Source organism: Pseudomonas fakonensis (assembly GCF_019139895.1).
In the GTDB taxonomy this organism is placed as follows: Bacteria; Pseudomonadota; Gammaproteobacteria; order Pseudomonadales; family Pseudomonadaceae; genus Aquipseudomonas; species Aquipseudomonas fakonensis.
This window is the reverse complement of sequence record NZ_CP077076.1, coordinates 2,105,917-2,118,022: the sequence shown is the minus strand read 5'-3', so window position 1 is coordinate 2,118,022 and position 12,106 is coordinate 2,105,917. Positions and strand designations below refer to the sequence as shown.

The following is a 12,106-nucleotide window of genomic DNA, read 5'->3' as shown; positions in this document are numbered from 1 at the left end:
CACCTGTAGGAGCGGCCTTGTGTCGCGAAAGGGCTGCGCAGCAGCCCCGGCGACCTTTGCCTTAACGCTGCTCGATCGGCACGAACTTGCGCTGCTCGACGCCGGTGTACTCGGCGCTCGGGCGTATGATGCGGTTGTTGGCGCGCTGCTCGAACACGTGGGCGGCCCAGCCGGCCAGGCGCGAGCAGACGAAAATCGGCGTGAACAGCTTGGTCGGGATGCCCATGAAGTGGTACGCCGAGGCATGGTAGAAGTCGGCGTTGGGGAACAGGCGCTTCTGCTCCCACATGGTCTTGTCGATGGCCTCGGACACCGGGTACAGCACGCGGTCACCGACCTCGTCGGCGAGCTGCTTGGCCCAGCCCTTGATCACCTCGTTACGCGGGTCGGACTCTTTATAGATGGCATGGCCGAAGCCCATGATCTTGTCCTTGCGCTCGAGCATGCGCAGCAGCTCGGCGGTGGCGTCCTGCGGGCTCTGGAAGCGTTCGATCAGCTCCATGGCCGCCTCGTTGGCGCCGCCGTGCAGCGGGCCGCGCAGCGAGCCGATGGCAGCGGTGATGCAGGAATACAGGTCGGACAGGGTCGAGGCGCACACCCGCGCGGTGAAGGTCGAGGCGTTGAATTCGTGCTCGGCGTACAGAATCAGCGAGACGTTCATCACCTTCACATGCAGCGCGCTCGGCTTCTTGCCGTGCAGCAGGTGCAGGAAGTGGCCACCCAAGGTGTCTTCGTCGCTGCTGCAGTCGATGCGCACGCCGTGGTGGGTGAAGCGGTACCAGTAGCACATCACTGCCGGGAACAGCGCCAGCAGGCGGTCGGTCTTGTCGCGCTGGGCCTCGAAGGTGAGCTCGGGCTCCAGGGTGCCGAGCACCGAGCAACCGGTACGCATGACGTCCATCGGGTGGGCGTCGCGCGGGATGCGCTCGAGCACTTCCTTCAGCGCCTGGGGCAGCTCGCGCAGGCCCTTGAGCTTGTGCTTGTAATCGGCAAGCTCGGCCTGGCTGGGCAGCTCGCCGTACAGCAGCAGGTAGGCGACTTCCTCGAACTCGGCGCCGGCGGCCAGGTCACGCACGTCGTAGCCGCGGTAGGTCAGGCCGGCACCGGCCTGGCCGACGGTGGAAAGCGCCGTCTGCCCGGCCACCTGGCCACGCAGGCCTGCGCCACTGAGTACTTTTGCTTCGGCCATGGGGTTTCTCCTTTCTTGAACTTGTTATGGAATTCTTCTGGCTAATCGTGTGTGGCTGTACCGGCCCTAGCGCCGCCAAGCCGGCCCCTACAAGGGGTAGGTGTTACCTGTAGGAGCCGGCTTGCCGGCGATGGGGCCCTCAAAATTCACCCTTTCTTCTGCGCGAACAACGCATCCAGGCTCTGCTCGAAGGCGTGGTAGCCGATGGCGTCGTACAGCTCCATGCGGGTCTGCATGGTGTCGATCACGTTCTTTTGCGTGCCATCGCGGCGCAGGGCGGCATAGACGTTCTCGGCAGCCTTGTTCATGGCGCGGAAGGCCGACAGCGGGTACAGCACCAGCGACACGTCCACCGAGGCGAGTTCTTCGGTGGTGTACAGCGGCGTGGCCCCGAATTCGGTGATGTTGGCCAGGATCGGCGCCTTTACCCGGTCGGCGAAGGTCTTGTACATCGAAAGCTCGGTGATGGCTTCGGGGAAGATCATGTCGGCGCCGGCCTCGATGCAGGCGGCGGCGCGGTCCAACGCGGCGTTCAGGCCTTCTACCGCCAGCGCGTCGGTGCGCGCCATGATCACGAAACTGTCGTCGCTGCGGGCATCCACCGCCGCCTTGATGCGGTCGACCATTTCCTGCTGGGTGACGATCTCTTTATTCGGGCGGTGGCCGCAGCGCTTGGCACCCACCTGGTCCTCGATGTGGATGGCCGCAGCGCCGAACTTGCTCATCGACTTCACGGTACGGGCGACGTTGAACGCCGAGGCGCCGAAGCCGGTGTCGACATCTACCAGCAGCGGCAGGTCGCACACATCGGTGATGCGGCGCACATCGGTGAGCACGTCGTCCAGGCCGCTGATACCCAGGTCCGGCAGGCCGAGGGAGCCGGCGGCCACACCGCCGCCGGACAGGTAGATGGCCTTGAACCCGGCGCGCTTGGCCAGCAGCGCATGGTTGGCGTTGATCGCCCCGACTACCTGCAACGGGTGTTCGGCGGCGACCGCGTCGCGGAAACGTTGGCCGGGCGTGCTCTTGACTGTCATGACTCACCTCGTGGGCTATTGTTGTCTGCGCCTTGGTAGTGGCGCTCGATATTGCGTTTGGATGCACCGATATGCCGGCGCATCAGCAGTTCTGCCAGTTCGCCGTCACGGCTTTCGATGGCATCGAGAATGCGGTGGTGCTCGGCGAAGGCCTGGCGCGGGCGGTTGGGGGTGGTGGAGAACTGGATGCGGTACATGCGCACCAGCTGGTACAGCTCGCCGCAGAGCATCTTGTACAGGGTCTGGTTGCCGCTGCCCTGGATGATCCGGTAGTGGAAGTCGTAGTCGCCTTCCTGCTGGTAGTAGCCCTGCCCGGCCTGGAATGCGGCGTCACGCTCATGGGTGTCGAGCACATGGCGCAGCTCGTCGATGGCAGCCTGGCTCATGCGCTCGGCGGCCAGGCGGCAGGCCATGCCTTCGAGCGACTCGCGGATTTCGTACAGCTCGATCAGTTCGGCATGGCTCAGCGACACCACCCGCGCGCCGACGTGGGGCACGCGCACCAGCAGGCGCTGGCCTTCGAGGCGGTGGATGGCCTCGCGCAGCGGGCCGCGGCTGATGCCGTAGGTGCGCGCAAGCTCTGGCTCGGAGATTTTGCTGCCGGGGGCGATCTCGCCCTTGACGATGGCCGCCTGGATGCGGCGGAAGACGTTCTCCGAGAGCGTCTCGGTTTCGTCCTGGCTGTTGGCGGGTGCTTGCACGGCATCCAGCATGATTGTCGACACCTTTGAAAACCATGCCAGCAAAACTAGCCAAACAGAGGCGGAGAGTCAAAGACAAAAAGCATATTGTCGACAATCGTCTAAGAACGAACTTACCCGGCCCCGCCACGGTCTGATCGCGGGCGCGCTGGCGTCAACACATCGGCGTGATAGAATGCCGCGCTCCTTTCGGAGCACGGATAGCGTGCCTGTCATCATTTCATGCTTTTGACAGGCTTATTAAGGATGCTTGGCCCGTCGCCTTGCCCAGAACCCCGCACAGCACCGCGCCAGGACTATGAAACCGATACTCGCTGCATTGCTGCTCTGCCTGACTGTGCTGCCGGCCCTAGCGCCCGCGGCGCAGAAGACCGTGTACGGCCTGAACGAATACGCCCGGCTGGGCGACCTCGACCTGGAAGTGGCAGCCAAACTGGATACCGGGGCCAAGACCGCCTCGCTCAGCGCCCGTGACATCAAGCGCTTCAAGCGCAACGGCGAAAGCTGGGTGCGCTTCTACCTGGCCATCGACGCCGCCCACGAACACCCCATCGAACGCCCCCTGGCCCGGGTCAGCAAGATCAAGCGCCGCGCCGGGGACTATGACGCCGAATCGGGCAAGGCCTACACCGCCCGCCCGGTCATCGAACTCGATATCTGCATGGGCCAGACCCTGCGCACCATCGAGGTCAACCTCACCGACCGCAGCGCGTTCCAGTTCCCGCTGCTGATCGGCTCCGAGGCCCTCAAGCACATGGATGCACTGGTCGACCCAAGCCTTAAATACGCGGCCGGCAAACCTGCCTGCGCCACCGAAGCTCCCAAAGCAGAGTAATCCCGATGCGCTCTCTTACCCTCCACCTGAAAGTCCTGATCACCGTGCTGGTGCTGCTGGGCGTTGCCGTCACGGCCTACCAGATCTTCGCCCTGGGCATCCCGGTGACCGAAGACGAAACCGACGACCTGTGGAACATCGACGCCAAGGTCGAGTTCGTCGCCAGCGCCAAGGACCCGGTCAAGGTGCAGATGTTCGTGCCGCCGCTCAACCGTGACTACGTGAGCCTCAACGAGAGCTTCATCTCCAACAACTACGGGGTCAGCGTCAACCGCGCCGACGGCAACCGCAAGGTGACCTGGTCGGCGCGCCGCGCCAGCGGCAACCAGACCCTCTACTACCGCCTGGTGCTGACCAAGCGCTACAGCAACGAAAAGACCAAGATCAAGGGCCCGACCTTCCGTGACAGCCTGGCCGTCGAGGGCCCCGAGAAAATCGCCGCCGAGGCGCTGATGGCACCGATCCGCCAGCACTCGGCCGACGTCGAGACCTTCGTCAGCGAGACCATCAAGCGGGTCAACAACCTCAACGACGACAACGTCAAGCTGCTGCTGGCCGGCGACACCTCGTCGATGAAGAAGGCCCAGGTCATCGACCTGCTGCTGTCCATCGCCCACGTGCCGCTGGAGAAGGTGCACACCATCCGCCTGGTGGCCGACACCCCGCAAACCCCTGAACTGTGGCTGCGCAGCTTCAACGGCAACGACTGGCTGTACTTCAACCCGGACACCGGCGAACAGGGCCTGCCGGCCGACCGCCTGCTGTGGTGGACCGGTGACGACAACCTGATCAGCGTCGATGGTGGCAAGAAGGCCAGCGTCACCTTCAGCATGAACAACAGCGAGATGAACGCCATCCGCCTGGCCAAGCTGACCGACGAAAACACCGACGCGGACTTCCTCGAATACTCGCTGTACGGCCTGCCGCTGCAAACCCAGCAAACCTTCATGATCATGGTGATGATCCCGATCGGCGTGCTGGTGATCCTGATCCTGCGCAACCTGATCGGCATCCAGACCCTGGGTACCTTCACCCCGGTGCTGATTGCCCTGGCCTTCCGCGAAACGCAGCTGGGCTTCGGTATCGTGCTGTTCACGGTGATCACCGCGCTGGGGCTGTCGCTGCGCTCGTACCTGGAGCACCTCAAGCTGCAGATGCTGCCGCGCCTGTCGGTGGTGCTGACCTTCGTGGTGGTGCTGATCGCCGCCATCAGCCTGTTCAGCCACAAGCTGGGCCTGGAGCGCGGGCTGTCGGTGGCGCTGTTCCCGATGGTGATCCTGACCATGACCATCGAGCGCCTGTCGATCACCTGGGAAGAGCGTGGTGGCGGCCATGCCATGAAAGTGGCCATCGGCACCCTGTTCGCCGCGTCCATCGCACACCTGCTGATGACCGTGCCGGAAGCCGTGTACTTCGTGTTCACCTTCCCGGCAGTGCTGTTGATTCTGGTGGGCTTCATGCTGGCGATGGGTCGCTACCGCGGCTACCGCCTGACCGAGCTCGTGCGCTTCAAGGCATTCCTGAAGAAGGCTGACGCCTGATGTTCGGACTGATCAAGACCTGGAAGGCCCTGGAAGCCCGGGGCATCATGGGTATCAACCGGCGCAACGCGGACTACGTGCTGAAGTACAACAAGCGCCACCTGTACCCGATCGTCGACGACAAGATCATCACCAAGGAGCGCGCGCTGGCGGCCGGCATCCATGTGCCGGAGATGTACGGCATCATCGAGACCGAAAAGCAGATCGAAAAACTCGACGAGATCATCGGCGGGCGCAGCGACTTCGTCATCAAGCCGGCGCAAGGCGCCGGCGGTGACGGCATCCTGGTAGTTGCCGACCGCTTCGAGGACCGCTACCGCACGGTGTCGGGCAAGATCATCAGCCACGAGGAAATCGAGCACCAGATCTCGAGCATCCTCACCGGCCTGTACTCCCTGGGCGGGCACCGCGACCGCGCGCTCATCGAGTACCGGGTCACCCCCGACCAGATCTTCAAGAGCATCAGCTACGAAGGCGTGCCGGACATCCGCATCATCGTGCTGATGGGCTACCCGGTAATGGCCATGCTGCGCCTGCCGACCCGCCAGTCGGGCGGCAAGGCCAACCTGCACCAGGGCGCCATCGGCGTGGGCGTGGACCTGGCCACCGGCGTGACCCTGCGCGGCACCTGGCTGAACAAGATCATCAGCAAGCACCCGGACACCACCAACGCGGTGGACGGCGTGCAGCTGCCGAACTGGGACGGCTTCATGAAGCTCGCCGCCAGCTGCTACGAGCTGTGCGGCCTCGGCTACATCGGCGTGGACATGGTGCTGGACCAGGACAAGGGCCCGTTGATCCTCGAACTCAACGCCCGCCCTGGCCTGAACATCCAGATCGCCAACGACTGCGGCCTGACCCAGCGCACCCACGCCATCGAGGCGCACATCGAGATGCTGGCCAAAGAAGGCCGCAGCGAAGATGCCGAGCAGCGGGTGAAGGTGGCGCAGGGGTTGTTCGGGCACGTTCAGCCGAATTGATCCTGCAGGAGCGGCCTTGTGCCGCGAAAGTGCCGCGTAGCGGCCCCGGCGATTCTATGTGGTGCTGATATCCTGGGGCCGCTATGCGGCCCTTTCGCGACACAAGGCCGCTCCTACACGGTCCGCGTCCGGCCACGTCCTTACACAACATGTGAATGTCGCCCCCAGCGCTAGGCGCATTTCCTACACAGGTCTACAATCGGCACCTTCGCTTTTCATCGCCGTCCATTCTGATGCCGACCTGTACGCTCCACCCCCTGCCCTACCAAGCCGACCCAGCCCATCATTTCGCACGCCTGCGCAACGCCCCCGGCGCCATCCTGCTCGACAGCGCCCGCCCCGGCGCCGAACGCGGCCGCTTCGACCTGCTCAGCGCCTGGCCGCTGCAACAACTGCAGGTGCAAGCGGATGAAGACGGCCGCGAGTACCTGCAGCGCTTGCGCCAGGCCCTGGCAGGCCTTGGCGAAGCGCAATTGCCAGCGGGCATCGAGCTGCCATTTGCCGGCGGCCTTATCGGCTACCTCAGCTACGACTTCGGCCGCCGCCTGGAGCAGTTGCCGGCGCAGGCGCTGGACGACCTGGGCCTGCCCGACGCGCAACTGGGGCTGTACGCCTGGGCGCTGCTGACTGACCACCAGCTCGCCACCAGCCAGCTGGTGTTTCACCCCAAGCTCGCCGACAGCGAGCGCCAGCGCCTGGCTGAACTGTTCGAAGCGCCAGATACTGCACAGCCAACGCACTTCCGCCTGCTCGCAGCGATGACCGGCGACCTGCAACCGGCCCAGTACCGCGCCGCCTTCGATCAGGTGCAGTGCTACATCCAGGCCGGTGACTGCTACCAGATCAACCTCACCCAGCGTTTTCGCGCCCCTTGCCAGGGCGACCCCTGGCACGCCTACCAGGCCCTGCGCGCGGCCTGCCCGACGCCCTTCTCGGGCTATCAGCAACTGGGCGATGGCGCAGCCTTGCTGAGCTTCTCGCCGGAGCGCTTCATCCGCGTCAGCCAGGGCGAGGTGGAAACCCGCCCGATCAAGGGCACCCGCCCGCGCGCCAGCGACCCGGCGCAGGATGCGCACAACGCCGCCGAGCTGCTGGCCAGCCCCAAGGACCGCTCGGAAAACCTGATGATCGTCGACCTGTTGCGCAACGACATCGGCCGCACCTGCGAGATCGGCTCGGTGAGGGTGCCGGAGCTGTTCAGCCTGGAGAGCTACCCCAACGTGCACCACCTGGTCAGCAGCGTCACCGGCCGCCTGGCGCCGGGCAAGGACGCGCTGACACTGATCGGCGACAGCTTCCCCGGCGGCTCGATCACCGGCGCGCCGAAGATCCGTGCCATGCAGATCATCGATGAGCTGGAGCCCGCGCGCCGGGCGCTGTATTGCGGATCCTTGCTGTATGTGGACGTGCGCGGCGAGATGGACAGCTCCATCGCCATCCGCAGCCTGCTGGTCAAGGATGGCCAGGTGAGTTGCTGGGGCGGCGGCGCGGTGGTGGCGGACTCGCATTGGGAGGCCGAGTACGAAGAATCGATCGCCAAGGTGCGGGTATTGATGGAGACCTTGCAGGACCTTTGAGCCATCGCGGCGCGACAGGTCTAACCCGCCATTTTTTGTTACCATTTGCCCATTACGAGCGCACAGCGCCACTCACCCGATGGAAACCGCCTGATGAGCCAACCCTTCGACGTCGCCGCCCTGGCCGCGACCTATGCCAGCAAGTCCCCACAGGACATTCTCAAGCTCGCCTTCGAGCATTTTGGTGACGACCTGTGGATCTCCTTCAGCGGCGCCGAAGACGTGGTGCTGGTGGACATGGCCTGGAAGCTGAACAAGCAGGTCAAGGTGTTCAGCCTCGACACCGGGCGCCTGCACCCGGAGACCTACCGCTTCATCGACCAGGTGCGCGAGCAGTACAACCTGCCCATCGAGTTGCTCAGCCCCGACCGCGACAAGCTCGACCCGTTCGTCAAGGAAAAGGGCCTGTTCAGCTTCTACAAGGACGGCCACGGCGAGTGCTGCGGCATCCGCAAGATCGAGCCGCTGCGCCGCAAGCTGGCCACCGTGAGCGCCTGGGCCACCGGCCAGCGCCGCGACCAGAGCCCGGGCACCCGCAGCCAGGTGGCGGCGCTGGAGATCGACAGCGCCTTCTCCACCCCGGAGCGCCCGTTGTACAAGTTCAACCCGCTGGCGCAGATGACCAGCGAGGAAGTGTGGGGTTACATCCGCATGCTCGAGCTGCCATACAACAGCCTCCACGAGCGCGGCTTCATCAGCATCGGCTGCGAGCCGTGCACCCGCCCGGTGCTGCCGCGCCAGCACGAGCGCGAAGGCCGCTGGTGGTGGGAAGAGGCCACGCAGAAAGAGTGCGGGCTGCATGCCGGCAACCTGATCAACAAAGCCTGAGAAGCAGCGGCAAGCTTTAAGCTGCAAGCCACAAGAAAAAAGAGCAGACCGCGTACGGACTGCTCTTTACTTGCCGCTTGAGGCTTGCGACTGCCTTTAGTGCACCGGCAGCTCGACACCCTCGAACAGCTCTTCGAGCTCCTGCTTGTTGTGGCACTGGATGGCCTTGGCCATCACTTCGCGGGTCAGGTGCGGAGCGAACTTCTCGATGAAGTCGCACATGAAACCACGCAGGAAGGTGCCGCGACGGAAGCCGATCTTGGTGATGCTGGCTTCGAACAGCTCGCTGGCATCCAGGCACACCAGGTCGCTGTCGAGCTTCGGGTCAACCGCCATCTTGGCCACGATGCCCACACCCAGCCCCAGGCGCACATAAGTCTTGATCACGTCGGCGTCGGCTGCGGTGAACACCACCTTGGGGGTCAGGCCGCGGTGGTTGAAGGCCTCATCGAGCTTCGAGCGGCCAGTGAAGCCGAACACGTAGGTGACGATCGGGTACTCGGCCACCGCTTCCAGCGTGAGCTTCGGCAGCTTGGTCAGCGGGTGGCCCTGGGGCACGACCACGCAGCGGTTCCACTTGTAGCAGGGCATCATGATGAGGTCGCCGAACAGCTCCAGCGCCTCGGTGGCAATGGCGAAATCGACCGTGCCGTCGGCGGCCATCTCGGCGATCTGCATCGGTGAGCCCTGGTGCATGTGCAGGGCCACTTCCGGGTACTGCTTGATGAAGTTGCTGATCACCGGCGGCAGGGCGTAGCGCGCCTGGGTGTGGGTGGTAGCGATGGACAGCGTGCCCTTTTTCTCGTTGGAGAACTCCTGGGCGATCTGCTTGATGCTTTCGACCTTGCGCAGGATCTCACCGGCGGTGGTGATGATGCGTTCGCCGGCCGGGGTGACGCGGGTCAGGTGCTTGCCGCTGCGGGCGAACACTTCAACGCCCAACTCGTCCTCGAGCAGGCGGATCTGCTTGCTGATACCGGGTTGGGAGGTGTACAGGCTCTGCGCCGTCGCGGAAACGTTGAGGTCATGGTGCGCCACTTCCCAGATGTAGCGCAGTTGTTGAAGCTTCATAGATATCCCTCAAAGGCGGTGAGTCACCGGCTGCTGGCCGCGACGAGTTATAACTATATTAGTGGCTCCAGCAATAAATCTAGAACTATTTTGTTACGCCTCTACGGGTTAGCCTTACCTGCGCAGTTAAATTTTCCTACGGCCCAAGTGCTGTGCCAGTGGCACCATGTACACCGGCACCGGCGACAGTTGCAGCAGCCTCACCGCCGTGCGACCAAGCGGTACGTCCACCCCCGCCCCGGCGCTGTGGCTACCGAAGATCAGCAGGTCAACGGCCAGGCGCTGGGCCTGCTCGAGAATCACCTGGGCCGGGTCGCCCTGGCGTACCCGCACAGCTCGTATCAGCGCCAGATCAGCCTCTTCGCCCAATTCGTCACGAAAGTTTTCCAGGACCTTCTGCTCGATATTGGCCATCACCGTGTTCACCCCCTCGCTATGCAGGGTGTCGAGGGTCTGCTCGTCAAGGTAGCTCTGCAACAGGGATTCGGCGAACTGGCCCATGGGTTCTACCGCATGAATCACATACAGCTCTGCCTTGAACGTGCGCGCCAAGGCCAGGGCGTGTTGCATGACGAAAGGCGCGTATACCCCCAGGTCGGTGGCATACAGCATGGAACGGATCATTCGGCCTCCTCGACTGCCGTAGCGGCAGAGCAAGCTTGAGCTTAGCAGCGCCATCGACCGGCGCTTTGCCGTCCGGCGCTGCTGGCTCGGGCCGGGTAGGTCACACCGAAACGTTGCGCCGATCGATGAAAGTAAGCGCCTGATACAGCGCCTGCATACGCGGCAACTGGCAACCGGCAGCAGCAGCCCTGCGCAGCGGCTCGGCGTAGATCGCCTGCAATTCCAGCGGCCGCTGCTGGGCGTGGTCGTGGTACATGCTTGGCCAGTAGTCAGGCATCTGGTCGGTCACCCGCAACAGGTGCTCAGCGTACCCATCGGGTAGCTCCAGGCCACAGGCCCGGGCCCCCTCCACCACTTCAGCCATCAGCGCCTGCACCAGTACGCGGCTGTCGGGGTCGGCCATCAACGGCGTGGTGCTGGCTTGCAGCAGCACCGACAGGCCGTTGTACGGCACGTTCCACACCAGCTTCTGCCAGCGCGCCTGCTCAAGGTTGGCCATGGCCTGGGAGTCGATGCCCGCCGCACGGAACAGCCCGGCGCCCTCCTCCACCACCGCTGCGCCGCCATCGGCCGCCGGGCCGCTGTGGTAACCCAGGTTGACCGCGCCCAAGGCCTGGTGGCGGATATCACCCGGGCCCTGTCGATGGACACAGATGAAGCACAGGCCGCCCAGCAGGTGCATGTCGCCACGCAAGGCCGGGCGCAACTGCTCTTCGACACCCAGGCCGTTTTGCAACAGCACTACCTTCGCACCCGGCGCTGCCGCCTGCACGATCAACGGCGCCAGTTCGGCGTTGCTGGTGGCCTTGGCGCCCACCAGCAGCCAGTCGCAGGGCGGCATGCTGGCTGCGCTGTCGTAGGCCTGTACCGGCATCTGCAACTGGCCGTGCACGGCACTGTCGAGCTTGAGCCCCTGCTCACGCACCGCGGCGTATTCGCTGCGCAGCAAAAAATGCACGTCAAAGCCTGCGCGGGCCAGCATCAGGCCGTAGAAACCGCCAATAGCGCCGCTGCCGATGATGCCAATGCGGGTAGTACGAGGGTTCATGCTGTTCTCCTGTGTCGTTCGTCCGTTTTTCTACACGCAAATCAGCCGGTTTTCGACCCCTCTCTATACTGTGGCGAAGAAGGTCAAATAATCGACACGGAGTCGACCATGTGCGGATACCTGCCCCACCCCGATGAGATTCCGGTCGAACTCGCCTTTCGCCCCGCCTCCCACCTGTTCCGCCGCCACCTGCTCACCCAGGGCCTCGGCGGCATCGCCTGCCTGCAACCGCGCGCCTACCGCCGCGGCACTGCGGTTGAGGTACTGATCCCCTCACTTGGCCTGGAGGCCCGCTACCCAGGCTACGTGGCCTGGTGCCAACGGCTCGACCAGGGTTACCGGGTGGGCGTGGCGTTTACCGACCAACAGGCGCTGTTTGGTGCGCGCATGGGCGAGCAGGTGTGCCAGATCCACCATTATTGCCAGTTGCATGACCCGGCCGGGCTAAGTGCACAACAACTGGCCGAACGCTGGGTCAGCCTGCACGCCGAGGCGTTCTCCGAAGCCAGCCTGCGCCCAGGCAACGCCTGAAAACCGCCCCGGGCCGGTAAAAACCCCGTAATGACGGGCCCCAGCCCATTGTCGCGCCCCCGCTAACGCGCTAAGGTTCGGCCTCCCCGCTGCGAACAATCTGCTGCTGGGCCGCACGGGGGATCGCTGGCGGCCGGCACCCGT

At 64.4% G+C, this 12,106-nt stretch carries 12 protein-coding genes; 6 read left to right on the top strand and 6 right to left on the bottom strand.

The annotated features are described in order from the left end of the window. Positions 1–61 precede the first annotated feature (61 nt). From prpC to KSS94_RS09585, 3 genes are all read right to left on the bottom strand, one after another. On the bottom strand, positions 62–1,189 hold the full coding sequence (gene prpC / locus KSS94_RS09595) for a bifunctional 2-methylcitrate synthase/citrate synthase (protein ID WP_217842747.1): 1,128 nt from the start codon (positions 1,187–1,189) through the stop codon (positions 62–64). 146 nt (positions 1,190–1,335) lie between these two features. Then, the gene (gene prpB, locus KSS94_RS09590; protein WP_217842746.1) at positions 1,336–2,226 is read right to left on the bottom strand and encodes a methylisocitrate lyase; all 891 of its coding nucleotides are present in this window, start codon (positions 2,224–2,226) and stop codon (positions 1,336–1,338) included. Next, on the bottom strand, positions 2,223–2,939 hold the full coding sequence (locus KSS94_RS09585) for a GntR family transcriptional regulator (protein WP_217842745.1): 717 nt from the start codon (positions 2,937–2,939) through the stop codon (positions 2,223–2,225). Before KSS94_RS09585 ends, prpB begins: the two co-directional genes overlap by 4 nt. A 286-nt stretch (positions 2,940–3,225) precedes the next feature. Here KSS94_RS09585 and rloA point away from each other — a divergent pair, with 286 nt between their 5' ends. The 5 genes from rloA to KSS94_RS09560 all read left to right on the top strand — a co-directional run bounded on the left by rloA (position 3,226) and on the right by KSS94_RS09560 (position 8,688). After that, on the top strand, positions 3,226–3,762 hold the full coding sequence (gene rloA, locus KSS94_RS09580) for a retropepsin-like aspartic peptidase RloA (protein WP_217842744.1): 537 nt from the start codon (positions 3,226–3,228) through the stop codon (positions 3,760–3,762). A 5-nt stretch (positions 3,763–3,767) separates the two neighbouring features. After that, positions 3,768–5,303 carry an osmotic stress tolerance membrane protein RloB gene (rloB, locus tag KSS94_RS09575; RefSeq protein ID WP_217842743.1) on the top strand — a complete coding sequence of 512 codons (1,536 nt, stop codon included), beginning with the start codon at positions 3,768–3,770 and terminating at the stop codon, positions 5,301–5,303. After that, on the top strand, positions 5,303–6,283 hold the full coding sequence (locus tag KSS94_RS09570; protein ID WP_217842742.1) for an alpha-L-glutamate ligase-like protein: 981 nt from the start codon (positions 5,303–5,305) through the stop codon (positions 6,281–6,283). The genes rloB and KSS94_RS09570 overlap by 1 nt, the downstream gene beginning before the upstream one ends. Before the next feature lie 233 nt (positions 6,284–6,516). Then, positions 6,517–7,860, top strand: coding sequence for an aminodeoxychorismate synthase component I (gene pabB, locus KSS94_RS09565; RefSeq protein WP_217842741.1), 1,344 nt, complete (start codon positions 6,517–6,519; stop codon positions 7,858–7,860). 93 nt (positions 7,861–7,953) lie between these two features. Beyond that, positions 7,954–8,688, top strand: a complete 735-nt coding sequence (locus KSS94_RS09560) for a phosphoadenylyl-sulfate reductase (RefSeq protein ID WP_217842740.1) — start codon at positions 7,954–7,956, stop codon at positions 8,686–8,688. A gap of 96 nt (positions 8,689–8,784) precedes the next feature. Here the strand turns inward: KSS94_RS09560 and cysB are convergent, their stop codons facing one another. The 3 genes from cysB to KSS94_RS09545 form a co-directional block, all read right to left on the bottom strand. Then, positions 8,785–9,759 (bottom strand): HTH-type transcriptional regulator CysB, encoded by a 975-nt coding sequence (gene cysB, locus KSS94_RS09555; protein WP_217842739.1) that lies wholly within the window; start codon positions 9,757–9,759, stop codon positions 8,785–8,787. A 126-nt stretch (positions 9,760–9,885) separates the two neighbouring features. Next, on the bottom strand, positions 9,886–10,383 hold the full coding sequence (locus KSS94_RS09550) for a universal stress protein (protein WP_217842738.1): 498 nt from the start codon (positions 10,381–10,383) through the stop codon (positions 9,886–9,888). A gap of 100 nt (positions 10,384–10,483) precedes the next feature. Continuing rightward, entirely contained in the window at positions 10,484–11,431 is a 948-nt protein-coding gene (locus KSS94_RS09545; protein WP_217842737.1) for a putative 2-dehydropantoate 2-reductase, read from the bottom strand. A gap of 108 nt (positions 11,432–11,539) precedes the next feature. On the opposite strand from KSS94_RS09545, the gene KSS94_RS09540 reads away from it, so the two are divergent. Further along, positions 11,540–11,962 (top strand): PilZ domain-containing protein, encoded by a 423-nt coding sequence (locus KSS94_RS09540; RefSeq protein WP_217842736.1) that lies wholly within the window; start codon positions 11,540–11,542, stop codon positions 11,960–11,962. Positions 11,963–12,106: the final 144 nt, after the last annotated feature.

Coding starts and splice junctions, on each gene's coding strand:
- rloA (WP_217842744.1), top strand. CDS start 3,226: ATGAAACCGATACTCGCTGCATTGCTGCTCTGCCTGACTGTGCTGCCG.
- KSS94_RS09550 (WP_217842738.1), bottom strand. CDS start 10,383: ATGATCCGTTCCATGCTGTATGCCACCGACCTGGGGGTATACGCGCCT.
- cysB (WP_217842739.1), bottom strand. CDS start 9,759: ATGAAGCTTCAACAACTGCGCTACATCTGGGAAGTGGCGCACCATGAC.
- KSS94_RS09540 (WP_217842736.1), top strand. CDS start 11,540: ATGTGCGGATACCTGCCCCACCCCGATGAGATTCCGGTCGAACTCGCC.
- rloB (WP_217842743.1), top strand. CDS start 3,768: ATGCGCTCTCTTACCCTCCACCTGAAAGTCCTGATCACCGTGCTGGTG.
- prpB (WP_217842746.1), bottom strand. CDS start 2,226: ATGACAGTCAAGAGCACGCCCGGCCAACGTTTCCGCGACGCGGTCGCC.
- KSS94_RS09585 (WP_217842745.1), bottom strand. CDS start 2,939: ATGCTGGATGCCGTGCAAGCACCCGCCAACAGCCAGGACGAAACCGAG.
- prpC (WP_217842747.1), bottom strand. CDS start 1,189: ATGGCCGAAGCAAAAGTACTCAGTGGCGCAGGCCTGCGTGGCCAGGTG.
- KSS94_RS09560 (WP_217842740.1), top strand. CDS start 7,954: ATGAGCCAACCCTTCGACGTCGCCGCCCTGGCCGCGACCTATGCCAGC.
- KSS94_RS09545 (WP_217842737.1), bottom strand. CDS start 11,431: ATGAACCCTCGTACTACCCGCATTGGCATCATCGGCAGCGGCGCTATT.
- KSS94_RS09570 (WP_217842742.1), top strand. CDS start 5,303: ATGTTCGGACTGATCAAGACCTGGAAGGCCCTGGAAGCCCGGGGCATC.
- pabB (WP_217842741.1), top strand. CDS start 6,517: ATGCCGACCTGTACGCTCCACCCCCTGCCCTACCAAGCCGACCCAGCC.